At 31.5% G+C, this 23,305-nt stretch carries 24 protein-coding genes and 1 tRNA gene; 15 read left to right on the top strand and 10 right to left on the bottom strand.

What is annotated here, in order from left to right; all coding sequences use genetic code 11:
• Positions 1-28 precede the first annotated feature (28 nt).
• The 7 genes from Q0075_RS04355 (at position 29) to Q0075_RS04325 (ending at position 6,740) form a co-directional block, all read left to right on the top strand.
• Positions 29-286 (top strand): hypothetical protein, encoded by a 258-nt coding sequence (locus Q0075_RS04355; protein WP_297868445.1) that lies wholly within the window; start codon positions 29-31, stop codon positions 284-286.
• A 575-nt stretch (positions 287-861) separates the two neighbouring features.
• Positions 862-2,685, top strand: a complete 1,824-nt coding sequence (locus Q0075_RS04350) for a hypothetical protein (protein ID WP_297868444.1) — start codon at positions 862-864, stop codon at positions 2,683-2,685.
• Between the two features lie 163 nt (positions 2,686-2,848).
• Positions 2,849-3,520 (top strand): hypothetical protein, encoded by a 672-nt coding sequence (locus Q0075_RS04345; protein ID WP_297868443.1) that lies wholly within the window; start codon positions 2,849-2,851, stop codon positions 3,518-3,520.
• Between the two features lie 300 nt (positions 3,521-3,820).
• The gene (locus tag Q0075_RS04340; RefSeq protein ID WP_297868442.1) at positions 3,821-4,114 is read left to right on the top strand and encodes a hypothetical protein; all 294 of its coding nucleotides are present in this window, start codon (positions 3,821-3,823) and stop codon (positions 4,112-4,114) included.
• Positions 4,101-4,922, top strand: a complete 822-nt coding sequence (locus tag Q0075_RS04335; protein WP_297868441.1) for a DUF5131 family protein — start codon at positions 4,101-4,103, stop codon at positions 4,920-4,922. Before Q0075_RS04340 ends, Q0075_RS04335 begins: the two co-directional genes overlap by 14 nt.
• A 181-nt stretch (positions 4,923-5,103) precedes the next feature.
• A complete protein-coding gene (locus Q0075_RS04330) occupies positions 5,104-5,472 on the top strand; it encodes a hypothetical protein (protein ID WP_297868440.1) in 369 nt (122 codons plus the stop codon).
• Entirely contained in the window at positions 5,469-6,740 is a 1,272-nt protein-coding gene (locus Q0075_RS04325; protein WP_297868439.1) for a hypothetical protein, read from the top strand. The genes Q0075_RS04330 and Q0075_RS04325 overlap by 4 nt, the downstream gene beginning before the upstream one ends.
• 126 nt (positions 6,741-6,866) lie before the next feature.
• Here Q0075_RS04325 and Q0075_RS04320 read toward each other — a convergent pair.
• Positions 6,867-6,940, bottom strand: a tRNA-Met gene (locus tag Q0075_RS04320).
• Positions 6,941-7,094: 154 nt separating this feature from the next.
• On the opposite strand from Q0075_RS04320, the gene Q0075_RS04315 reads away from it, so the two are divergent.
• Entirely contained in the window at positions 7,095-7,487 is a 393-nt protein-coding gene (locus tag Q0075_RS04315) for an START-like domain-containing protein (RefSeq protein WP_291109690.1), read from the top strand.
• A gap of 50 nt (positions 7,488-7,537) precedes the next feature.
• Entirely contained in the window at positions 7,538-8,377 is an 840-nt protein-coding gene (locus Q0075_RS04310) for an aminotransferase class IV (RefSeq protein WP_297868438.1), read from the top strand.
• Here Q0075_RS04310 and Q0075_RS04305 read toward each other — a convergent pair.
• From Q0075_RS04305 to Q0075_RS04285, 5 genes are all read right to left on the bottom strand, one after another.
• On the bottom strand, positions 8,370-8,930 hold the full coding sequence (locus tag Q0075_RS04305) for a YqgE/AlgH family protein (protein WP_297868437.1): 561 nt from the start codon (positions 8,928-8,930) through the stop codon (positions 8,370-8,372). The two genes, Q0075_RS04310 and Q0075_RS04305, sit on opposite strands and share 8 nt — an antisense overlap.
• Positions 8,931-9,050: 120 nt before the next feature.
• On the bottom strand, positions 9,051-9,326 hold the full coding sequence (locus Q0075_RS04300; protein ID WP_073584108.1) for an HU family DNA-binding protein: 276 nt from the start codon (positions 9,324-9,326) through the stop codon (positions 9,051-9,053).
• 176 nt (positions 9,327-9,502) lie between these two features.
• On the bottom strand, positions 9,503-10,450 hold the full coding sequence (gene fmt, locus Q0075_RS04295) for a methionyl-tRNA formyltransferase (RefSeq protein ID WP_297868436.1): 948 nt from the start codon (positions 10,448-10,450) through the stop codon (positions 9,503-9,505).
• Positions 10,450-12,336, bottom strand: coding sequence for an ATP-dependent DNA helicase RecQ (locus Q0075_RS04290; RefSeq protein ID WP_297868435.1), 1,887 nt, complete (start codon positions 12,334-12,336; stop codon positions 10,450-10,452). Before Q0075_RS04290 ends, fmt begins: the two co-directional genes overlap by 1 nt.
• A gap of 37 nt (positions 12,337-12,373) precedes the next feature.
• Positions 12,374-12,913 carry an ATP-binding protein gene (locus Q0075_RS04285; RefSeq protein ID WP_297868434.1) on the bottom strand — a complete coding sequence of 180 codons (540 nt, stop codon included), beginning with the start codon at positions 12,911-12,913 and terminating at the stop codon, positions 12,374-12,376.
• Between the two features lie 126 nt (positions 12,914-13,039).
• Between Q0075_RS04285 and Q0075_RS04280 the strand changes: the two genes are divergently transcribed.
• The 4 genes from Q0075_RS04280 (at position 13,040) to Q0075_RS04265 (ending at position 16,190) form a co-directional block, all read left to right on the top strand.
• Positions 13,040-13,324, top strand: coding sequence for a DUF493 family protein (locus Q0075_RS04280; RefSeq protein ID WP_291109721.1), 285 nt, complete (start codon positions 13,040-13,042; stop codon positions 13,322-13,324).
• Between the two features lie 7 nt (positions 13,325-13,331).
• On the top strand, positions 13,332-14,033 hold the full coding sequence (locus Q0075_RS04275; protein WP_297868433.1) for a DUF4290 domain-containing protein: 702 nt from the start codon (positions 13,332-13,334) through the stop codon (positions 14,031-14,033).
• Positions 14,034-14,041: 8 nt separating this feature from the next.
• Entirely contained in the window at positions 14,042-15,352 is a 1,311-nt protein-coding gene (murA, locus tag Q0075_RS04270) for a UDP-N-acetylglucosamine 1-carboxyvinyltransferase (RefSeq protein ID WP_297868432.1), read from the top strand.
• Positions 15,353-15,422: 70 nt separating this feature from the next.
• The gene (locus tag Q0075_RS04265; protein WP_297868431.1) at positions 15,423-16,190 is read left to right on the top strand and encodes a TSUP family transporter; all 768 of its coding nucleotides are present in this window, start codon (positions 15,423-15,425) and stop codon (positions 16,188-16,190) included.
• 39 nt (positions 16,191-16,229) lie between these two features.
• Here Q0075_RS04265 and Q0075_RS04260 read toward each other — a convergent pair whose 3' ends face one another.
• From Q0075_RS04260 to Q0075_RS04250, 3 genes are all read right to left on the bottom strand, one after another.
• Positions 16,230-18,692 (bottom strand): DUF5686 and carboxypeptidase regulatory-like domain-containing protein, encoded by a 2,463-nt coding sequence (locus tag Q0075_RS04260; RefSeq protein ID WP_297868430.1) that lies wholly within the window; start codon positions 18,690-18,692, stop codon positions 16,230-16,232.
• A gap of 46 nt (positions 18,693-18,738) precedes the next feature.
• A complete protein-coding gene (gene aroQ / locus Q0075_RS04255; protein WP_297868429.1) occupies positions 18,739-19,149 on the bottom strand; it encodes a type II 3-dehydroquinate dehydratase in 411 nt (136 codons plus the stop codon).
• A gap of 75 nt (positions 19,150-19,224) precedes the next feature.
• A complete protein-coding gene (locus Q0075_RS04250; protein WP_297868428.1) occupies positions 19,225-19,779 on the bottom strand; it encodes a porin family protein in 555 nt (184 codons plus the stop codon).
• A 305-nt stretch (positions 19,780-20,084) separates the two neighbouring features.
• On the opposite strand from Q0075_RS04250, the gene Q0075_RS04245 reads away from it, so the two are divergent.
• Together Q0075_RS04245 and xerD are read left to right on the top strand one after the other, a co-directional pair.
• Positions 20,085-20,627, top strand: coding sequence for an outer membrane beta-barrel protein (locus Q0075_RS04245; RefSeq protein WP_297868427.1), 543 nt, complete (start codon positions 20,085-20,087; stop codon positions 20,625-20,627).
• Positions 20,628-20,704: 77 nt separating this feature from the next.
• Positions 20,705-21,604, top strand: coding sequence for a site-specific tyrosine recombinase XerD (gene xerD, locus Q0075_RS04240; RefSeq protein WP_297868426.1), 900 nt, complete (start codon positions 20,705-20,707; stop codon positions 21,602-21,604).
• A 117-nt stretch (positions 21,605-21,721) separates the two neighbouring features.
• Here the strand turns inward: xerD and rny are convergent, their stop codons facing one another.
• Positions 21,722-23,284, bottom strand: coding sequence for a ribonuclease Y (rny, locus tag Q0075_RS04235; protein WP_297868425.1), 1,563 nt, complete (start codon positions 23,282-23,284; stop codon positions 21,722-21,724).
• Positions 23,285-23,305 lie beyond the last annotated feature (21 nt).

Genomic DNA, 23,305 nt, shown 5'->3' with positions numbered 1-23,305 from the left:
ATCGAATTTTTTGAAACAATTATATAAAATGTCAAAAGATACTTTTATTGAAAATGTAGAAACAAAAAAACGATACAAAATGATAAAAGCTTCAGGAATCACCATTGCACCACAAAAACATAATTTTCAATCCAATAAGGATTGGCAATATTATTCTCTTTTCTTTGAACCTATGGAACTGAAAGATGCTGTTATTAACCTAATTGAAATTGAAAACGGAACACCAAATGATTTCAATTATTATAATATTGAAATAAATTTGTCAGATGCTATTGAAATGGTGTGAATACTATAATGCTTCAATGCTTAAATAATAGCTCTATGATATTTATACCCGTATTTGTTATGTAAGGTTAAATAGCAGTTACGGGTACAATTTATTGCTTACTGGAACATAATTTCTTGCTTTTTCACTATATTCAAGAACTAAAATATTGCATTTCTAACATTTTCTTCGTATTTTTGAAAGAATGCCTTCCAAACCATATCTGGTCGCTCGATGCAGTTGCATTGGGTTGGTCTCAGCCATCAAACGGAGACACTTCAATAACATTTTCTTAAAAACACATTATTTAAAACATCAGATTTAATTTTTAATTGAATCAAAAAATTAGCTACTTATATTAGTTGACACATTTGTGTAATACTATGATTATTTTTTTAAATAATTCTTTACTTTTTCTAGTCTTTTAGTATTATTAAGCATATTTATTATAAAGTATGTTTCAATTAATATAAATACAATTTGAATTTCTTAATCGGAATTCAGGGGAATCCAGTGGAGGTAGCTATCTGCTGGTTCTTGCTCCCCTTACAACTAGCAAGAACTCAATAACATTTAAAGCAAGAATACTATGAAAAATGCAAATCAAAACAACTTTGGAGATATTCAATCTCCTAGAATCAGATTTTAATCACAATCAACTACTAAAAGATAAACACTTTTATTTTATCGACACACTAATCAGAAAAAAAACTGATAGAAATTTCCAATACCTATCTTCAAAACTTCTTAAAAAAACGTTTGGTGATAAATATTATTTAACAATAATAAATTATTTCATTGAAAGAGGTATCGTTCAACGTATCTATAACAAACAAGTAGGAAAGTTTAGTTATTACACCTACAAGTTACTTATAAGCACAAAAAAAACAATTGATTATCAATTGAAGTCAACTTCCCTTATAAGAACTATTGAATATTTTCATAACACCAACTACGAAAGTCTTAAAGATTTTGAGAAGCAAGTACTTTATAATATACAACAACTTCAATTACCATCAGAATTTGATGTTCCTAGGCTTTATATGAACAAATCTAAAAATACTGGAAGATTATTCCATTCAATTGTCAATATGCCTAAAAAACAACGTATTTATCTCAAACACATTGATGGAATTAGACTTGGTGAATTTGATGCTAAAAATGCTCAATTAGTCTTGTTATCGCATTTATTTAACGATGATGAAGTATTCAATGATGCTGTTTATAGTGGAGGGTTTTACAATATATTGGCAAAAGAAATGGGTATTGATATTTCAAATGATGTCAATAAAAAGGAATTTAAACGTAAATTCTTTAATTCTATCTTATTTAACGAAAATAGAGTTGTTGTTGCTAATAGTAACTATGGTAAAGCCTTTAAAAAATTATTCCCAATTACATTTCATCATTTGATTGAAATGCAATCTAATAAATCAAAAGCCACAGAGCTTCAACGGGAAGAATCCGACTTGTTTATTAATAATATTACAAAAGACCTTGTAAATGATGAATTATTTGTGATTCCAATTCATGATGCCATTATATTTAACTTGGATGAAATTGAAAAAGTTGAAAAAATAATCAATGATAATTGTTATAATTATCTTGGTAGACTCATTTCATTATCTCTTGAAGAATTTTGTCCTACACCTTGTTCCAAGTACACCACATATAATAACTTATATAATAATTGTTTGAAAGAGGAGAAAAAAGAGAGAGAGGGAGAGAGAGAGGCGGCAGGCGCTGTATATGTGGTGGATAATTCCAAAGGTGTAGGACAAAATAAAAATACTCAATTACAAGAAGAGAAAGTTGCTGTTATAACTCAAGCCATCAAACAAATCATTGAAATGAATCAAAAGATAACAATAAGAAAGATTCAAGAATTATCTGGTGTTGCAAAGTCAACGGTTGAAAAGCATTATAAGTCAATTTTATTTGATTTAAGCCTAGATATATCTGAAGTTAATCAAAGTGATATTTCAGATAATAAAGTGGCTGATATTGCTTATAATAACGATATTATACTAGTGCAAAAATGCCCTATGGTCAAAATTAATGATATTCAAACAATGCCTAACTCTGTTAATGAGGAACACAAGTTAACATTGAGTCAAATCACCCAAAGCGAAGTGGCTGAAATAGTAGATGTGATTGATACATGTGCTAATATTCTTGAACTTACTGCCAATGAAATCAAAAAAATGGGCTACTCTGATATTGAGTTTATAACCAGCTTTGGTCAAGTGTTATTGGTGCCGAAAGTATATAAACAATATTGGGAAGGCATCAAAAACAGACTTGGCATCATGAAACGACTTTCAAGAGAAAACGACCAGTTGGGATTTGATATCATGCTAAGGAGAATTGTTCAGAATTTAGTTGATACTAATTATATAGTTAAGAATAAAACTACATAGTTTAAGTAATTATAGTAATATAATACAATATTTCTTTTTTTAAAATTTTAAACATATTAAAAATCAATGTTTTATGAAATATTTTTACGAATAACAATTTATTAACAGTAAAAAATCGTATTAATAAAAATTTGTTAGTATCTTTGCCAAAAATAAATTAACTATGAGACATTGGAGTACAAAAGAACTTTGGCAATTTGCTACTTGGCAGTGGGAACAAAAATACTACGAATATTTTTTACTCACAATCCATGGAACTTGCTGGGGTATTAAAATTGGGCAGCAACTTAAGATAAAGTGGGGAGACCTTATAAATAAATCATTTAATCCAAAATCGAATCTTGTTATTGATGGAGTTGATATGGGTATTGAAGTAAGTCCATTTTGTAAGGAACTGAATTTGATGATATTCAAGGAACTTAAACCAAGTCTAAACGAATTGGTTTATACAAATTTTAGAACCAAAAAACCTATAGATTATAAAAACTTAGCAAAAAATTTACAACGTATGGCAGATAACTATATGTCTGAATCAAATATTGATGCTAAAGAACTCTACCCACTTAAGGGAATGTCATTTCAAATTGCTTGGGCAATTGATGTTTTAAAGTACAACAAATTAAGCAGGCAGGCTTTTACTGATGTTGGAGCATATCTGGGAAAGCAAAATGTACCTGATATGATAGATTTTGTTAAACTCATGCCAGTTGAACCAGTAACAGATATTCGTTTTGATTTGGTTGACCTTAAAAACGCAAAAATTATTAAAGAACCTCTTGGTAGAAGCCGCAATTCAATTCGAATAAAAGATTTTATTTTAAGCATAGAAGAGTAAAATAATCATCTATTTATCAAATAATTAATAGGACGACTGTATGTCGACCAGATAAACTATTGTCTAATACTTAATAACAATAAACTATGACATAAAACAAGACTAAACATCAGAATTATTAGGGCAACACAACACATCCTGCCTTAACTGGGCTCCCGTTCTGGGACGCTCTATCACCAAGATTTTATCGGATTTGAAAACACCCCAAACAGGGGTGCGGGGAGTTGTTTGTCCATAAATCTAAAAAAATATCGTACAAAGTACTGAATTACAAATGTTTAAAAAAATAATTATTTAATTATGAGAAACAAAGAATTAGCCTTCGAGGCTTTAAAAATTAAAGTTAATGAGTCAAATACATTTTGGGACTCATATGATGCTCTTGATGAGCTCTTGCCAACATTTATCACTGGTGAAACAGATGACGTGGATTGGGTAAACAATGTAATTAACTTCGTTGGGCATGATTACTACATGTTCAGAATTTGGTTTGGAGAACAATTAATACATCCAAACAAATGGACTGCTAGCCAACTAGAGGTGATAGAAAAATTCAATAACATATTAAAAACTGAAAAAAATGGCAAAAAATAGCTTAATTGAGTGGACCCACCACACTCAAAATTTATGGTGGGGCTGTTCTCGTGTACATGAGGGCTGCCAAGAATGCTATGCTGCTGAGCTTGCAAAGCGATACGGATTTGACCTATGGGGTGAAGACGGTATAAGAAGAGTAATTAAAAACGCTTGGGATGAGTTCAGACGATTTCAACGTGATGCTGAAAAGGCTGGCGAAATGCATAGGGTATTTGTGGGTTCTATGATGGACATTTTCGAGAAGCCAAAAGAAATGATTAACCATAGAAAGGTTAAGCAGCTTGAAGGTGAAGATGAGTTTTGGAACACAGGACAGCTTAGGGATAAGTTCTTTAATGAGGTTGTTCCTAATTGTCCAAACTTGATGTTTCTGTTACTAACCAAGCGACCATCCAACATTAACAAATACATCCCTGAGACGTGGAAAACAAACCCACCTTCAAATGTAATGTTTGGAACATCAGTAGTGAATCAAAAAACCGCCAATGACCTGATTCCACAATTGTTTAAAGTCAATGGACATCGATTTTTATCGATTGAACCACAATTGGATGAAATTGACCTAACAGTAAAAATGAAAGGCTCTGATTTGAGATTAATTGATTCTGTAGACTGGATTATTAATGGTGGAGAGTCAGGCCATCACAGAAGGCCATTCAATACTGACTGGGGTAGAATTCTTCGTGACCAATGCAAAGAAAATAGGGTTCCATTTAACTTCAAACAAGTTGATAAAAAAATATCAATACCTGACGACTTGATGGTGAGAGAATACCCAGCATACCATACTCGAGGGGATATTTAATAAACAAAAACATCTTTGAAAGACCTTTTTTTACGGGAATTTCAAAGATGTTTTTTCTAAATTAAATTAATCTTTAAAAAAAACTGAACCAAAAAGTTGGCATCATATTAAAATGCTTAGTATTTTTGCATTAAATAATTCTCTCCCGCATAAAAATGATGAGAAAAGCGGGTAGATTACTTTGAATACATTACAATTCCCTTTTGAAATTTTAACAATTGCAGAAGCTGGACAACAAATTAGATTAAAAGATACCGAAGCTACAAAAAAATGGTGTATATCTAATGAGGTTCCTGTTTACAAATTCTCGAAAAGAGATTACGTTTATAAATTAGACCTGCAATTTACATTATCAAAACCATTTATTTTAAACTTACAAAAAACGAATCCTATAGACTGGAAAGATATACTTAAAGATATTACTCCAGATACTTCGTTGTTTAATTATTTTCTTCTTAAATTAGGCGAGCCCAGGAGCAGTAAGGCTTTTTCAAAAGTAATGCCAACTAACAATAAGGAAAAAGACTTGTTAAATTCGTTACTATCATGAGTCCTAAATTAAAAATTCCAACTAAAAACTCTTTAAAAGGATTAAAGATTTTTTGTACCAAATGCAAACTAAAAAATCCGAAGTGTAATCACTATGATAAACATCGATTTCGCATGCATGTTTATGTTCCTAATAATCCTAAAAAAGAGCTAACTAAAGTCTTAAATGCATTAGATTACAAATCTGCTTTTGATGAAGGATATAAATTTAAGAAGGAAATGGAAGCTTGTGATTATAAAAGACCAAACAATAAACGATTGATTAAAAGTTACACATTACCAAGTGCTATCTTAAAATATTATCAGTATTTAAGTGGAAGTCATGAATTAGCTCACTTGCAAAAACATGTCAGTGCAGGTTACAGAGATGAATGTATCAGATATTGTCGCTACTTTGCTCAAATTGTAAAGACAAGAGTTGATTTAGAGATATTTGACATTGTTGAAACTTCTGATATTGATGTTGCCAATTTTTATACATGGGCAAATGGTAATTATTCAGGTAGAACTTTTAATAAAATGTTTAATGAATTGAAGGCTTTTTATAAGTTTTTAATCATGGTTGAAAAAATAAAAATGGAGAATCCGTTTGAAACATATCAATCCAAACATATTGAATTGTCAGAAATAAAATCACTTTCAAAATCTGAGTTTAATAGGATAATTGATGCAATTGAAACAGGAAGTAAATTTAAAATAGATAGTAAGGGTGGAAAAAAGACTATGTATTGGCCACAACTAAAAGAAGCATTTAAGTTATTTTTACTTACTGGAGGTAGAAGGGAAGAAGTTTTGAGTCTAAGATGGTGTCAAATACAACATTATGAAGATGGACTGTGTTTTTTTAATATCGATAATTTGAAGGTTAATCGTGCAAATAAAACCAAAGTTGTAAAAACTGAATCTAAAAAAAAATTAATTGCTGTTAATGGTGATTTAATGGACTTACTTATTGAATTAGGCTATGAAAAGAAAAAGAATTCTGTTGATTATATAATTTATCCAGATAGAAATTGTACTATAAAAACACTAATGGACAGAATTAGTAAATCATTTACTCATTACAAACAAGAAGCTTGTATAGAAAGTGATGTTAGTTTGAAAAATTTGAGAAAAACATACATTACTTGGTTGCGAGTTATTATGGATAAGCAAACAGGATTACTTTCATCGCATTCATCTGAAGAAATTCTAGAAAGACATTATATTGACCCTAAGATACTTAGTGCTGTTGAAAAAGCAATTTTAAAACTAAAAGTTTTTGGTTAATTTTATTTTTTGAAATTAATAAAAATGATGTGTAAAATAATTTTTTTAACAATTTTACCCGACACCATTACCCGACACCTTGCATAAAAAAAGCCTTTACTTTTACGTAAAGGCTTGATTATCAAGTAGCGAAGACGGGAGTTGAACCCGTGACCTCAGGGTTATGAATCCTGCGCTCTAACCAACTGAGCTACCTCGCCAAATATTGGTCTCACATCCTTGTTGAATGCGGGTGCAAATATAAAACTAATTCTTTTGTTTGCAAATATTTTTTGATTAAAATAAATTAAAATATTTTTTTGTTAATTCGATATATTCTGTATATATTTCCAAACTGAAAAATTAAAACGAACTATGAGTGTAAAAGTAAAATACGAATTAGAATTTCCTATACAATCTTCACCACAATTACTATATCAATATATTTCTACTCCTTCTGGGCTATCAGAATGGTTTGCTGATAATGTAAATTCAAGAGGTGAATTTTTTACTTTTATTTGGGATGACTCTGAAGAAAAAGCAAGATTAGCTTCAAAAAAATCAGGTGAAAGAATTAAATTTAAGTGGTTAGATGAGGATGGAAATGAAACAGATTATTTTTTCGAAATGAAAATAATGGAAGATGAAATCACTAAAGACGTTTCTATTGTTGTTTCAGATTTTGCTTTCGCTGATGAATTGGAAGAATCAAAACTGCTTTGGGAAAATCAAATTTCCGATTTAAAACATGTGTTGGGTTCAGTTTAAAACTCAATAATATAAACTATATTTGTCCCGATTTAAAGTCGGGTTTTTTTATGGTAAATTTTAACGGAAATATTCAGGAAAACAGTTCAATTTCAATTGAAAATAATAGAGGATTTTTATTTGGTGATAGCATTTTTGAAACCATTAAAGTGTTGGATAATAAAGTGTTATTTCTTGAAGATCACTATTTTAGATTGATGGCTTCTATGCGTATTTGTCGTATGGAAATTCCAATGAATTTTACCATGGAATATTTTGAATCCCAAATAGTAAATTTGGTTCAGGCGCTAAATATTGCCAATTCATATCGTGTTCGTTTTTCGGTTTACAGAGATTCAGAAGGTTTTTATTTGCCAAAATCTCGCAAAGTAAAATTTATAGTGACGGCATCTCCATTGAATTTTGAGTTATATGTACTCGGAAAAGAAAATTATGAAGTCGAATTATATAAGGATTTTTATATTTCTAAACAATTGCTTTCCACTTTAAAAACGAATAATAAAATGATTCAAATTACAGGGAGTATTTTTGCAGACGAAAATGGTTATGATAATTGTTTAATTTTAAATGATGAAAAGAATGTAGTAGAAGCTTTGCAGAGTAATTTGTTTATGAAAACTGGAAATGTTGTAGTGACGCCTCCGGTTTCTGATGGTTGCTTGAACGGAATTATGCGTAAACAAGTATTGGAAATCTTGAAAAAAACCGAAGGGATTGTAGCAAAAGAAACCTCAATTTCTCCTTTCGATCTTCAAAAAGCAGATGAATTGTTTTTAACAAATGTAATCTCAGGAATTCAACCCATTACCAAATACCGTAAAAAGGAATATGGAATTGAATTTACTGCAGAAGTATTGAAAAGATTAAATGCTCAAATTCGACTTAGTTAAGCATTGGATTTTCGGGAGCGTTAGAAAATAATACATACTCACCGCCTTGTTCAATAATTTTTTCTTTCCAAAATAAGGTGCTTGCTTTAGATAGTAGTTTGTTTTTAAGTGTGTTTTCGGTAACAATCCATGCATTTTCTTGAAGTTCCATTTCCAATTGATTAACACTCCAGCCACTATAGCCAAGAAAAAACCGTATTTGATTTTTTGAAATTTTACCACTATTTATAAGTTGTTTGGTAGTTTCAAAATCGCCACCCCAATAAATCCCATTTGAAATCTCGATACTATTTGGAATTATATCTGGAATGGTATGAATGAAATACAAATTATCTTGTTCTACAGGACCTCCATTGTAGATTAAAAAAGTAGCATCAATTTCGGGAATCAAATCATTGATGTTATAGGATAAAGGTTTGTTTAGTATAAAACCTATTGAGCCTTCGCTATTATGTTCTGCTAACAAGACCACAGAGCGATTAAAAGAAACATCGCCTAAAATTGAAGGCTCTGCAATTAGCAAATGACCTTTTTGGGGTAAAGTTGATATCATAATTTCTGTAGTTTATTTCCTAAAGTTACCAAAAAAAATTAAAGATTCAAAAAAATCTCGTTGAAGTGCAAAAAAAATCCCGATATTAATCGGGACTTCTATTTTATGGTAACAAAAATATTATTTGTTTACTGCACCTTCTAATTCAGCACCAGCTTTGAATTTTACTACGTTTTTAGCAGCAATTTTGATAGTTTTTCCTGTTTGAGGATTTCTTCCATCTCTTGCAGCTCTTTTAGATACTGACCAAGAACCAAAACCTACTAAAGATACTCTTCCACCTTTTTGTAAAGTTCCTTCAACATTGCTTAAAAATGATTCTAAAGCTAATTTAGCAGCTGCTTTTGTAATTCCAGCAGAAGCTGCCATTGCATCGATTAATTCTGATTTGTTCATGATTAAAGTTATTTTTAATTGGTTAAACTTAATTATTTATCACAAATTTAGCGGTATTATTGAGCTGTGCAAGTATTCAGACTATTTTTCGACTAAAATGTTAATAAAATAGATTAAATGTTAATAACATTGTTTGTTTTTTTGAATTTCACCCTTAAATATAGTTTTTTCAGGCCTTACAAAGCTATTGCGTTTTCAGATATCCTAACACCATTTAATAATTCATGTGCCAACATTCTTTTCTTTCCTGGAAATTGTAAACTTTCAATTGTTAGAACACCATCTTTTACCGCAATAAAAATCTCTTTTTTAGTAGTTGAAATTTGTCCAATGGTATCAGTATGTTCCTTTTCTTCAAAACTTGCTGAATAGATTTTTACATTCCATTCGTTTTTGCCATCTTTAATATAAGTCCATGCCGCTGGATAAGGAGATAAACCTCTTATTAAATTAAAAATCGTCTTTCCGGATTGCGACCAGTCAATCTTACAATTGTCTTTATTTAATTTGTAAGCGGTTTTAACCTCAGGATTATTTTCTTGTAAAGTAGTAGTTGCTTTTCCTGTTTCAATTAATTGTAAAGTTTCTAAAACTGTTTCGCTTCCTAAATGCATCAAACGGTCATGTAATTCACCAGAGGTTTCGTTTGCACCAATTTCAGTTTCTTTACTCAAAATCATCGCACCGGTATCAATTTTATCATCAATAAAGAAGGATGTAACTCCCGTTTTGGTTTCTCCATTAATAATAGCCCAATTAATAGGAGCAGCCCCACGGTATTCCGGTAACAAAGAAGCGTGAAGATTAAATGTTCCAAATTTTGGCATTTTCCAAACCACTTCTGGTAACATTCTAAACGCTACAACAACTTGTAAATTTGCTTCTAAACTTTTTAATTCAGCTAAAAATTCTTCTGATTTTAAATTGGTGGGTTGTAACAAACGTAAGTTTTTTTCTAGCGCATATTCTTTAACCGCACTCATGCTTACTTTTTGTCCGCGACCCGCTGGTTTGTCGGGAGCGGTTATAACACCTACAATAGTATAATTGTTTTTGTAAATAGTATCCAAAATCCCAACGGCAAAATCGGGCGTTCCCATGAATACAATTCTAAGTTTTTCCATTATATAAGGTAATATTGATTGTTTGAATTGATTTTGATTCGATTGTTTTCTAGCAACAATTGAATCGCAAAGATAGTCGCTTCTGTAGAAATGTGCAGTTGGTTTTCAATTTCTCTTGAACTTAATGGACTTTTTTCTAATAATTGAAGAATCGATTGCGTTATTTCAATGGGTGTCACTTTTTTTTTAGAAGTACAATAGGAACAAATGCCACAATCTTCTTTCGAAATTTCATCAAAATAGGCTAATAACATTTTGTTTTTACAAGTAGTTTCATTCGTAATGTAATTCACTACGCTTTGAAATTGCTCTTCTTTTAATTTATTCTGATGTTCTAAAAACTTCGCCACACGATTGATGGTTAAATCATCTTCTCGAGCTTCATTAAACGTAATCGAGCTATCATTGTTTTTGGCATGTAAAATAATACACTCACTTGTGGCTAGTTTGTCAATTACTTCTTCTACTCGTTTCTCTGAGGTACTTGCTTTTTTGGCAACTAAGTGAGGATTGATAGTGGTTTCAATATCAAAAATTCCAGAATAGGTTCTCAAGATTGCAGTAATAATGGGTTCGTCATGTGGGTGTAAACTAACATAACGAATCACTTCTTTACTTGGAATAATAAATTGTAAACTTACTTTTTCGCTAGATTCACTTTGGAAAGTGATAATCCCTTGTCGGTCTAAAAACTGCAAACTATTGAACACTTTGATTACCGGAAATTGATATTGCATACTAAACTGATTCAAATTGAAAGTAAAACTTTCATTGTAACCTTCGCCATAAGCAATTTGGAAGTAGTTGTTTAATTTGATGTAAACGTCTTTTACAAATTTTTTATCTGGCAAAACATCAATAAATTGAGCCTTGGTGTAGCCAATATCAGAAGGATTCGTAACGATAATCCCAAATGCTTTTTCATTATTTCTACCTGCTCTTCCAGCTTCTTGATAGTAATTTTCAAGATTTTCTGGAAGTTGAATGTGAATTACCGTTTTTACATCGGGTTTATCAATTCCCATTCCAAAAGCATTTGTAGCAACTATAACTTGCGCTTTGTTTTCTAACCACAATTGCATGTTTTTTTCTTTCTCCTTTGCGGGTAATCCGCCATGATAAAACGTGCAAGTAAATCCCAATTGATTCAACTGTTGCGAAGTTTCAATACACGATTTACGATTACGAACATAAATTATAGAAGATTGCGGATTTTTTGATAATATCTGCTGAATTTTAAACAGTTTATCTTCTGTTTTAATCACATGATAAGCTAAGTTTTTACGAGTAAATGACTTTGTAAAAATTTTCGGATTTACCAATGCTAAATGCGTGCAAATATCTTCCTGAACTCTTTTGTTGGCAGTAGCCGTTAAAGCTAAAAACGGAGTAGAAGCGAAGTGTGTTTTTAAAGCTGAAATCTTCAAATACGCAGGTCTAAAATCATGTCCCCATTGACTCACACAGTGCGCTTCATCAATTGCAATCAGATTAATGGGTAATTGTTTTAAACGTTCAACAATCCAATCATGTTGCAAACGTTCGGGTGAAAGGTATAAGAATTTATAGTTTCCAAATTGACAATTGTCTAAAATGTCAATAACATCATCTTGCGAAATACCACCCGTTAATGCAATGGCTTTGATGTTTTTGCTTTTTAAGTTCTGAACTTGGTCTTTCATCAAAGCAATCAAAGGCGAAATTACCAAACAAATTCCATTTAGCATCATAGCCGGAATTTGAAAACAAACCGATTTTCCGCCACCAGTTGGTAAAAGTGCAAAGGTGTCGTTACCACTTAAAACCGATTGAATAATTGCTTCTTGTGGTGTTCTAAAACTATCGTGTTTCCAGTATTTTTTTAGAATTTGTATGGGTTCCGACATGAAAAAGGACTTTTAGAAACACTAAATTATAAAAAAATTATTTAACAAGATGTTTCATAATAAAATCAACACGATTTTCAACCGTATCTTTTGGAACTTCTGTAATCGAATAGCCGTATTTCTTGTAAGTTTCCATTAAATGTTCGTGAATTAAAACGGCTTGCTGGTAGTTTTCGTAGCGTTCGGCATCACTCACATAAATTTCTTCCCAAGGAGGTAAAACAAAAATTGCCGAATATTTGTGGTCTTGACAGGCTTTATCGAAAAATGCAGGATACGAATCGCCAATGTAATGCATATACGCCAAAACATCTGGAATGCCTCGGTCTAAAAAAACGATATTAGCTTCTTCGTTTAAGGCTTCTTTGAATTGTCTTTTTCTGCCTTCCAAAAGTAATTCGCTAAACAAAAGGGGTTTTTCTAGAAACAATTGCTCGATTCCTTGTTCTTGAGCCTCACGAATAACTTCACGCGAAATCTCAGGATAACAAGTGTGTCCTTTTTCTTTCAATGCTTCTATTAAGGTGGTTTTTCCAGAGCTTGGTCCACCAATTAAAACCACAATTTCTTTATTCATCTTAAAAATACTAAGGCGCAAAAGTAAGTTTTTTTAAAAATCTAATCAACTTTAAAATTTATAAGTTACTACATTACAATTCTGAACATAAAAAAGTATATTTGCTAATTCAAATAAGAAATGATGATGGATAAGAAAACAGAAGATTTTTATATTAGATTAAAAGAAGAATTAACAAATTCAACGCTTTGGCCTTCAGAGTATTTATATAAATTTATCATGCCTTCTAATGTTCATAGTATTGCAAAAGTAGAAGCAGCTTTTAATAACATGGGAGCTGTTATTACTACACAACAATCAAAAACAGGTAAATTTACAAGTGTATCGGTAAGCGTAAATATGCCTAACCCTCAAAGTGTAATTGATAAATACATTGAAGTATCTGATATAGAAGGTATCATTTCATTATAAAACAAACATGCAAGAACAAGTAAGTAATTTAGAATATAATTCGCAACGTCCGCATTTGATTATTCCTGAGTATGGAAGACATTTGCAGAAATTAATCGATCAAGCTACTGCTATTGAAGATCGTGAAGAGCGAAACAAAGCAGCTAAATATATCATTTCTGTGATGGGTTCGTTGAATCCGCATTTGAGAGACGTTTTAGATTTTCAACATAAATTGTGGGATCAGTTGTTTATTATGTCTGATTTTAAATTGGATGTTGATTCTCCTTATCCAATTCCATCAAAAGATATTTTAACGCAAAAACCAGAACGTTTAAAATATCCTCAAAATTTTCCTAAATATCGTTTTTATGGAAATAACATCAAATACATGATTGATGTAGCTAACAGTTGGGAAGAAAGCGAATTAAAAAATGCTTTAGTTTTAGTTATTGCGAATCATATGAAAAAATGTTACTTGAGTTGGAACAAAGACACGGTAACCGATGAAGTAATTTTTGAACACTTATTAGAACTTTCAGGAGGAAAATTAAATCTTTCCAAATCAAACGAAGAGCTTTCGAACACTCACGATTTAATGAAAGTGAACAAGAAAGTATCCAATAAAACCCAATTTAGTTCTAATAAACCTGGTATTGTTAAGAAAAATAATAACAATAAAGGGCACATGAATAAAAACAATCAAAATAAAAATACATTTAAAAAATAGGCAGTTACATGGGAACATTTAAAATTGAAGGAGGAAAAGCATTAAAAGGAGAAATTACACCTCAAGGCGCTAAAAATGAGGCGCTACAAGTGTTATGTCCTGTTTTGTTAACTTCTGAAAAAGTAAGAGTAACGAATATTCCAGATATTATCGATGTTAATAAACTAATTACCCTTTTAGGGAATTTAGGTGTTAAAATCCAAAAAAATGGACCTGGCGATTACACGTTTCAAGCTGATGAGGTAAATGTTAATTACTTAAAAACAGAAGCATTCAAAAAAGAAGGAGGAAGTTTAAGAGGTTCTATTATGATTGTTGGTCCTTTATTAGCACGTTTTGGTTGTGGATATATTCCAAAACCAGGAGGTGATAAAATTGGGCGTCGTCGTTTAGATACACACTTTGAAGGATTTATTAATCTTGGAGCTAAATTCAGATACGAAAGAGAAGACCATTTCTACGGAGTGGAAATTGACGGAAGATTACAAGGTTCTTACATGTTGTTAGATGAAGCTTCGGTAACCGGAACGGCTAATATTGTGATGGCTGCGGTTTTAGCGGAAGGAACAACAACGATTTATAACGCAGCCTGTGAACCTTACTTGCAACAATTGTGTAAAATGTTAAACTCAATGGGAGCTAAAATTTCTGGTGTAGGGTCTAACTTATTAACGATTGAAGGTGTTGAAAGTTTAGGGGGGTGCGAACACAGAATTTTACCTGATATGATTGAAATTGGTTCTTGGATTGGTCTTGCAGCTATGACAAGAAGTGAAATTACAATCAAAAATGTGAGTTGGGATAACTTAGGACAGATTCCGAACGTATTTAGAAAATTAGGAATTACACTTGAAAGAAAAGGAGATGATATTTACATTCCTGCTCACAAAGATGGTTATGAAATCAAAACCGATATCGACGGTTCTATCTTAACCGTTTCTGATGCACCATGGCCAGGATTTACACCTGACTTATTAAGTATCGTTTTAGTGGTTTGTACACAAGCTAAAGGCGATGTGTTAATTCACCAAAAAATGTTTGAAAGCCGTTTGTTCTTCGTGGATAAATTAATTGATATGGGAGCAAAAATCATGTTATGTGATCCGCACAGAGCTGTGGTTATGGGACATAACTTCCAATCGCAATTAAAAGCAACAACCATGAGTTCTCCAGATATTAGAGCTGGAATTTCCTTATTAATTGCCGCTTTAACAGCAAAAGGAACTTCAACTATCCAAAATATCGAACAAATCGATAGAGGTTACGAACGTATTGATGAAAGACTACGTGCTATCGGAGCTAATATTGTAAGAGTATAATTTAGTATTCAGTGTTCAGTCGCAGTAAGCAGTATTACTTAGACTGAACACTGGGACTGATTACTAAATAATGGAAACCTACATCATCATTTTTCTTTGCATTGCTTCCTTTGTAGCTGGTTTTATCGATGCTATTGTGGGTGGTGGTGGACTCATTCAAACTCCAGCCGCTTTAATTTTATTGCCAAATGTGCCTGTTGCTTCTATTATTGGAACCTTAAAAATTCCGGGGTTTAGTGGAACTAGTATGGCAACCTATCACTATTTGAAATCAGCCAAAGTCAATTGGAAGTTATTTATAGTAATGGCAATTGTTTCTTTCTCATTTGCTTATTTGGGTTCGAGTTTACTCAACGTAATGCAAAACGATTTCATGAAACCTTTACTTTTTGTGGTGTTGATTTTGCTTTTACTTTATACCTATTTCAAAAAAGATTTTGGACAATTTCAAATCAATAAACTAACTCAAAAGCAAACCTATATTTACGGAATTATAATTTCAATTTTTTTAGGTTTCTACGATGGATTCATTAGCCCAGGAACGGGAAGTTTACTAATTATGGCGTTTATTGCGATTCTTGGTTTCGATTTTTTAAAAGCGAACATCTATGCGAAATTAGTCAATTTGGCTACCAATATTGGTTCCATAACTTTATTCGTTTTAAAAGGAAAAATCATTTGGTCAATTGCTATTCCAATGGCAATTTGTAACGTTACTGGTTCTTGGTTAGGAGCCCGATTAGCCATTTCAAAAGGCAACGGATTTATTCGTGTTTTCTTTTTAATTGTCGTAGGATTGGCGTTACTTCGTTTTGGATATGATGTTTTTTTGAAATAAAAAAGCACTCCATTTAGAAGTGCTTCTCATTATTATTTCTTAGAATTTAACTCCAAACATCACACCATCACCTTGATATCCGTTTTGATAACTTCTTACATAATCAACACGTAAGAATCTGAATTTTCCAAAACCTATATTATCAAAACCAACAGTAAACTCTTGATACGGTTTCATATTCGGAATATTCAACAAATGAAAACCTCCTATTAAATTCCATTGTAATTTATTTAATAACGGAATCTTATTCATAATGTAGCCTTTGAAATTGTGCTCAATATGCGTTTCCAAATACGCATCATTTGTGGAGTGACTGTAATAAGGTAATAAGTTAAATGCATTTAATGAATTGTTCATCATATTTACATGCGTTTGATTTCCATTAAAATGTTTATAATCTACAAATGAAATATGCTCCGCATTAAAGAACTTACCTGCTTTAAAACGTAAGCCAAAATCTCCTTTATTGCCAATAGTTTTGTTGTAATCAACTGTTGCACTTATTAAATCATAATGATAGTCGCTATTTGAAGCTCCAAACGCTTTCTCATAGAAAAGACTTATTACCGGATAATCATCGTTTTGAATGTTAATCTTTCCATCTGGGCGCGAAATATATTTTTGACCAAAACGAATGCGCGTTCCTATACTCGCTTTCATTATATGATGCTGCTCAAACGGAACCGAAGTATAATTATAAGGTTGTAACGGATCATTTGAAAAATATAAATCATCGTTTTTAATCAACGTATGATCGGTATTGTTAAATAATGCATGACGGTTTTCGTATACGAATTTACCCGATGCAAAAACACCATTGGTAACTTCTCTTCCATAATTAATTTCAGCAAATTCTTTGTTATACAATTTCATGTAATTGTTTTTAAAGAATAAAGTCGCCACCGAGTTTACTAAGTTACTAATCGGCTCATTAGGATTAAACTGACTAATAGCACTTCCTCCGCTTAAACTGATGTAAGCATTATTTTTGTTGTTAAATCGGTGATAATATTTTCCGTTTATACGCAATCTGTCTTCGGCAAAGCCATAATTGAAAGTAGACGAAATAGATGTAAATTTACCTGTTTCTTCATTCCATTTTCTGAATGAAAAACCACTGTCTAAATTATAACCTTGAACCGTATTAAAGCTAAAAGATGTCAAATTGGTTAATCCTTGGTAGTTGAAGTTCCAATTTTTATACGAATTTTTATATGTGTAACCTGTAATAATCTTAAATAATTTGAATTTATTACCCTTAGCATCAATAGAATCAAGATATACTTGAGATTTTCTGATGGTTTGGATGCTATCTTTTTTAACGTAATTCGTAGTTTCCTCTTCTGTTAGTGGCACCGGACGATTTTCTTCCCAAAAAGAAATTTCCTTTTTATTTGCATTTTCAGCAAATGTTACAATTTCTTTTCCAAACGTTTTCTTGTCGAAAGCATCTTTAAAGTTGTAATTCGTAAATACGTGAGTGAATTTTCCAGTGAACTTCATTCCAAAAATTCCCGCTTCAAAATCCAAAGCCTGAATGTTTTTAGCCCAAATTTTACTTTCCGAATTATAACTGAAATTCTGAGTCAGTTTCATGGTTTCTAAAATTGGCTCTTGCATTCTATAACCTTTAATATCTAAGTCAATTCCGAAAATAGCCCAAGAATCCTCTACGATATAAATATAACCTTCAAAAACGGGCTCTTTATCACGCTTAGGCGTTACTAAAATCTTATTAATTAACTGATTCCTATCATCGTAAAATGTACTTTTTAGTTTGTATTTGTAGTAATTGAATGCATTGTCTGCAATGGGAGAAATCATATTGATTCCAAAGTCTACATAGTTTTCGTAAAAATCATAATTGGTATTCAAAGCGGTGTTGTAGCTAAAACCGTTATCATTACCAGCTACTTTTGAAGCAATAATTTCCTCTTTTAAATTATCAGGTTTTTGGAATTTAATTTTAGAAACCGTTTCCGATTGGTAAATAATACCACTTCGCGTAGAATCTAAATTACCATCTAAGTCACCAATTTCAAAACCCATGAATTTCTTAGGAATATCTTTTGCTCTAAAAATACCTCTTGAATAAAAGTCAGCTTCAAACTTGTCTGTTTTAGCAGCATTTTTCTTTTTAGATTTAATAGCATTTCGAATGATATCATTGGCAGGATTTTCACCATTTACAACAACAACTTCTTTCAATTGAAAATCTTCTTCTTGTAAAGCCACATCAAACTCATATGGAAAACTCGTTATGTTTAAAATGTGTTTCTGGGTTTTGTATCCTAAATATTGAAAAATCAAATGCACATTATTTTTCTCAGTAGTATTCAATTCATATTTTCCCAATTCATTAGAAGTGGTACCTATATAAGTATTCTCAATATAAATATTCACAAAAGGTAATGGATTTCCATCTTTATCTTTGACAGTTCCTTTTATTTGAGAAAACGTAAATGAGCTTACAAACAATAGAGCAAATAAAATTTTATTCATAAGAGTTTCTTTTATAGACGAATGTTTTTTTGAAAAGGTTGTATTATCAAAATGATTTTAGTGCTAACTCGTAACTTTTTAATCCAAAACCAATAATGATCCCTTTTGCATTTGGTGATATATAGGACTGATGGCGAAAAGATTCTCTTGAAAAAGTATTGGATATGTGAACTTCAACAACGGGTGTCGTAATCGATTTTATTGCATCGCCAATTCCAATAGAAGTGTGTGTATAAGCTCCAGCATTTAAAACTATACCATCATAATCAAAGCCTATTTCTTGAATTTTAGAGATGATTTCACCTTCAATGTTGCTTTGAAAATACTCCAAAGTAACAGTTGGAAATTGAACTTGTAATTTTTCAAAATAGGATTCAAAAGTTTCATTGCCATAAACTTCAGGTTCTCTTTTACCTAGTAAGTTTAGATTTGGACCATTGATGATAATAATCTTCATGAGAATTGTTTTTGTAAAAATAAAAAAACCATTCCTTTTGAGAATGGTTTTAGCAAAATATTATAAGTTTTATTGTTAAAACATATAACCTAAAGAAAATTGAATTACCGAATTTTTTACATCCGCCTCTTTTTTGGCTTCAGTTAATCCAGCTACATATCTGCCAGAAATAAAAATACCATCTGTAATTTTAAAACTTAAACCTCCAGCTAAACCAATATCAAATGTTTTGGTGTCGTTAGTATCTATTTTATTTCGTTCACTAACTAAAACGGATGCTTGCGGTCCTAGTTCTAAGCTCAATTTGTTTGAAGTTAAATAAAATTTAGCAAGTACAGGTACTGATAAATAGCCCAATTCATTTTTAATTTGATTGCCAAAACCTTCTAATTCGGAACCTTGTGTAGAATAAAGTAATTCAGGTTGAATGGCAAAGTTTTCAAATACTTTTAATTCTACAACTAATCCAGCATGATAACTGGTAATGGTTTTAAAATCTACACCTGATATTTCTCCTCCCGTGTAGTTGGCAAAATTAACACCACCTTTTACCCCAAATTTTAGCATTTGAGCCTGAGATAAACCAGTTCCTAGAACTAGTAAAATCAATGTTGCAATTGTTCTTTTCATATTGAAATGTTTTAATAGGTAACGCTTACGGGCGCTTTTTATTGTTTTTATCGATGAAATGCAGTTTTTAACGTTTTTAGGAACTATTTGATTTACAATGTTTTAGATTTTATTTGCGTTTTTTTAAGTCTTTATTTTTTATTAAAAAAACTTTAATTTTTTAGTTTTTATTTTTTTTAAGTATCTGAATATGAGTGTTTTTTGTTTTACTTGTTAATAAAATTGTTAATAACATAACAAATTTTGTTATTTTGTATAGAAAAATGCTATAAATTTGCCCTATTAACTTTAAATTTAAACTAAACATGAAAAAAGTTTTATTATCTGCTGTAGCATTATTGGCTTTCGGTTTTGCTAACGCACAAGAAGAAAAATCTGAAGGAGGAAACCAAACTTCTAAAGGTAAATGGTTAATTGAGGCAAATACTGGTAATGCAATGTTAGGAACAACTGGTTTCTATTTTGCTTCTCAAGATGGTGAGTCTCAATACAATATTGGATTAGATGGAGGTTATTTCATCATGGATAACTTAGCTTTAAAAGCTGGTTTAGGATATGGTGGAGATAGTTTCTCTGATACAAGCTCTTTTTCTTATAGATTAGGTGCTAAGTATTATGTTGAAAGTATGATTCCTGTAACTTTAGATTTAACAGGTGCTTCTGGAGATGGAGTTGAAAATTTTGCAGGAGAAACTCCAATGTGGTTAGGTGTTGGTGCAGGTTACGCATGGTTTTTAGGTGATAATGTATCTATCGAGCCAGGTATTCGTTACAACCATTCATTAAATGATGATTATACTGATAAAGGTGTATTCCAATTGAATGTTGGTTTTGCTTTACATTTCTAATATTTGTAAAACAAATAAGTCAAAAATCCCGCTTCGGCGGGATTTTTTTATTGCTGTAATTTGCCTACATTTGATATATGAGCACTTGGCAATCGTATATTAAAGAATATCAAAATTATCTTCGTTTAGAACGTGGACTTTCTAAGAACACTATAGAAAATTATTCTTTTGATATCGAAAAGTTGGTTTTGTTTTTAAACCAACACGATATAAAGGTTACTCCAATTACTATAACAGAAGAAACCCTTCAGCAATTTATTTATGAAATAGCTTCAAAAGTAAATGCTAGGAGTCAATCGAGAATAATTTCGGGTTTAAAAAGCTTTTTTAATTATTTGGTTTTTGAAGATTATCGAAAAGATACCCCGCTAGAATTAATTGAAGTGCCTAAAACAGGTCGAAAACTTCCAGATACATTAGCCACAGAAGAAATTGACGCTTTAATTGCGGCTATAGATTTATCTACTCCAGAAGGTGAACGCAATAGGGCTATGCTAGAAACGTTATACAGTTGTGGTTTGCGTGTATCGGAATTAGTAGGTTTAAAAATATCCGATTTATTTTTTGAAGAAGGTTTTATTAAAATCACAGGAAAAGGAAACAAGCAACGATTTGTGCCAGTGGGTCAGTCTACTATTAAATATATTACTTCTTATGTGAATTTAATTCGAGTGCATTATCCCGTTCAAAAAGGACATGAAGATACCTTGTTTTTAAATAGGAGAGGAAGGCAATTAACACGTGCAATGGTTTTTACTATTATAAAAGATTTAGCGGTAAAAATCAATTTAAATAAAACCATAAGTCCGCATACGTTTCGTCATTCATTCGCAACGCATCTTTTAGAAAATGGTGCCGATTTACGTTCTATTCAATTAATGCTAGGTCATGAATCAATTACTACTACAGAAGTGTATATGCATTTGGATAGAAAATTCTTGTCGGAAGTGTTGAATAATTATCATCCACGTAAATAGTTAGCAGTCACAGTTTTCAGTCACAGTTATGGGAATAAAAAAAAGGGATTTTTAATTTTAAAAATCCCTTTTTTAAATATTTACTGTCAACTGCGACTGAATACTGCGACTTAAAAATTACTTCGCAATATTAACTGCTCTAGTTTCACGAATAACCGTAATTTTTACTTGACCAGGATAAGTCATTTCCGTTTGAATTTTTTGAGAAATATCAAAAGAAAGATTAGCTGCTGCTTCATCAGAAACTTTTTCGCTCTCAACAATCACACGTAATTCTCTACCTGCCTGAATTGCATAAGCATTTTTTACACCATTAAATCCAAATGCAATATCTTCTAAGTCTTTCAAACGTTGGATGTAAGAATCTAATACTTGTCTTCTTGCTCCAGGACGTGCACCAGAAATAGCATCACAAACTTGGATTATTGGAGAAATCAATGATTTCATTTCTATTTCGTCGTGGTGTGCTCCAATAGCATTACATACTTCTTCTTTTTCACCATATTTCTCTGCCCATTGCATACCTAGTATTGCGTGAGGCAATTCACTTTCTGTATCTGGTACTTTTCCAATATCGTGTAATAAACCAGCTCTTTTAGCTAATTTAACGTTTAATCCTAGTTCAGCTGCCATAATACCACATAACTTAGCTACCTCTCTTGAGTGTTGTAACAAGTTTTGTCCGTAAGAAGAACGGTATTTCATTCTACCCACAACTTTAATTAATTCAGGGTGTAATCCGTGGATTCCTAAATCAATTACTGTACGTTTTCCAGTTTCGATAATTTCTTCGTCGATTTGTTTAGCAGTTTTAGCAACCACTTCTTCAATACGTGCTGGGTGAATACGACCGTCGGTTACTAATTTGTGTAATGCTAAACGAGCGATTTCTCTTCTTACTGGATCAAAACATGATAAGATGATAGCTTCTGGTGTGTCATCAACAATGATTTCAACTCCTGTTGCAGCTTCTAAAGCTCTAATGTTACGACCTTCACGACCAATGATTCTACCTTTTACATCATCCGATTCAATGTTAAATACCGATACACAGTTTTCAACTGCTTCTTCAGTACCTACACGTTGAATAGTGTTGATGATGATTTTTTTCGCTTCTTGTTGCGCTGTCATTTTTGCTTCTTCCACAGTATCTTGAATGAATGACATAGCGTTTGTTTTGGCTTCCGCTTTTAAACTTTCTACCAATTGATTTTTAGCATCTTCAGCAGATAAACCAGAAATAGCTTCTAGTTGCTCTACTTGACTTCTGTGAAGTTTATCAATTTCTTGTTGTTTCTTGTCTAAATATTCGATTTTATTATTGTAATCTGCAATTTTAGCTTCAACTTCATCATTAATTTTTTTAGCTTTTGCTAATTCATTTGAAACTTGAGATTCTTTATCACGCGTTCTTTTTTCAGCTTCGGCCATTTTTTTATCGCGAGCTAAAATTACTTGTTCGTGTTCTGCTTTTAATTCTAAAAACTTCTCTTTAGCTTGTAGAATTTTATCTTTTTTTGCTGCTTCAGCTTCTGTTTTAGCGTCTTTTAAAATCGAAGCTGCTTCTTTTTTTGCATTTTTAATTAGGTTAGAAACATTGCTTTTCTCTAAAAATTTAGCGATTCCAAAACCTCCTGCAAGACCAACAACAATTCCAATTATTATACTTAGTATGTCCATATGTGTGTTAAAAAATTATAT

The sequence above is a fragment of the uncultured Flavobacterium sp. genome, assembly GCF_937967675.1.
Classification (GTDB): Bacteria; Bacteroidota; Bacteroidia; order Flavobacteriales; family Flavobacteriaceae; genus Flavobacterium.
Note: the sequence above shows the minus strand (reverse complement) of the source record. Positions and strands in the feature narration are given on the sequence as shown.

Bases quoted from the DNA above. Each gene is read 5' to 3' on its own strand.
- Q0075_RS04345 (WP_297868443.1), top strand. From the start codon at position 2,849: ATGAGACATTGGAGTACAAAAGAACTTTGGCAATTTGCTACTTGGCAG.
- Q0075_RS04310 (WP_297868438.1), top strand. From the start codon at position 7,538: ATGGTAAATTTTAACGGAAATATTCAGGAAAACAGTTCAATTTCAATT.
- Q0075_RS04245 (WP_297868427.1), top strand. From the start codon at position 20,085: ATGAAAAAAGTTTTATTATCTGCTGTAGCATTATTGGCTTTCGGTTTT.
- Q0075_RS04290 (WP_297868435.1), bottom strand. From the start codon at position 12,336: ATGTCGGAACCCATACAAATTCTAAAAAAATACTGGAAACACGATAGT.
- Q0075_RS04340 (WP_297868442.1), top strand. From the start codon at position 3,821: ATGAGAAACAAAGAATTAGCCTTCGAGGCTTTAAAAATTAAAGTTAAT.
- Q0075_RS04250 (WP_297868428.1), bottom strand. From the start codon at position 19,779: ATGAAAAGAACAATTGCAACATTGATTTTACTAGTTCTAGGAACTGGT.
- Q0075_RS04300 (WP_073584108.1), bottom strand. From the start codon at position 9,326: ATGAACAAATCAGAATTAATCGATGCAATGGCAGCTTCTGCTGGAATT.
- Q0075_RS04285 (WP_297868434.1), bottom strand. From the start codon at position 12,913: ATGAATAAAGAAATTGTGGTTTTAATTGGTGGACCAAGCTCTGGAAAA.
- Q0075_RS04335 (WP_297868441.1), top strand. From the start codon at position 4,101: ATGGCAAAAAATAGCTTAATTGAGTGGACCCACCACACTCAAAATTTA.
- Q0075_RS04265 (WP_297868431.1), top strand. From the start codon at position 15,423: ATGGAAACCTACATCATCATTTTTCTTTGCATTGCTTCCTTTGTAGCT.
- fmt (WP_297868436.1), bottom strand. From the start codon at position 10,450: ATGGAAAAACTTAGAATTGTATTCATGGGAACGCCCGATTTTGCCGTT.
- murA (WP_297868432.1), top strand. From the start codon at position 14,042: ATGGGAACATTTAAAATTGAAGGAGGAAAAGCATTAAAAGGAGAAATT.
- Q0075_RS04280 (WP_291109721.1), top strand. From the start codon at position 13,040: ATGGATAAGAAAACAGAAGATTTTTATATTAGATTAAAAGAAGAATTA.
- Q0075_RS04275 (WP_297868433.1), top strand. From the start codon at position 13,332: ATGCAAGAACAAGTAAGTAATTTAGAATATAATTCGCAACGTCCGCAT.
- Q0075_RS04315 (WP_291109690.1), top strand. From the start codon at position 7,095: ATGAGTGTAAAAGTAAAATACGAATTAGAATTTCCTATACAATCTTCA.
- Q0075_RS04350 (WP_297868444.1), top strand. From the start codon at position 862: ATGCAAATCAAAACAACTTTGGAGATATTCAATCTCCTAGAATCAGAT.
- rny (WP_297868425.1), bottom strand. From the start codon at position 23,284: ATGGACATACTAAGTATAATAATTGGAATTGTTGTTGGTCTTGCAGGA.
- aroQ (WP_297868429.1), bottom strand. From the start codon at position 19,149: ATGAAGATTATTATCATCAATGGTCCAAATCTAAACTTACTAGGTAAA.
- Q0075_RS04355 (WP_297868445.1), top strand. From the start codon at position 29: ATGTCAAAAGATACTTTTATTGAAAATGTAGAAACAAAAAAACGATAC.
- Q0075_RS04325 (WP_297868439.1), top strand. From the start codon at position 5,469: ATGAGTCCTAAATTAAAAATTCCAACTAAAAACTCTTTAAAAGGATTA.
- xerD (WP_297868426.1), top strand. From the start codon at position 20,705: ATGAGCACTTGGCAATCGTATATTAAAGAATATCAAAATTATCTTCGT.
- Q0075_RS04305 (WP_297868437.1), bottom strand. From the start codon at position 8,930: ATGATATCAACTTTACCCCAAAAAGGTCATTTGCTAATTGCAGAGCCT.
- Q0075_RS04260 (WP_297868430.1), bottom strand. From the start codon at position 18,692: ATGAATAAAATTTTATTTGCTCTATTGTTTGTAAGCTCATTTACGTTT.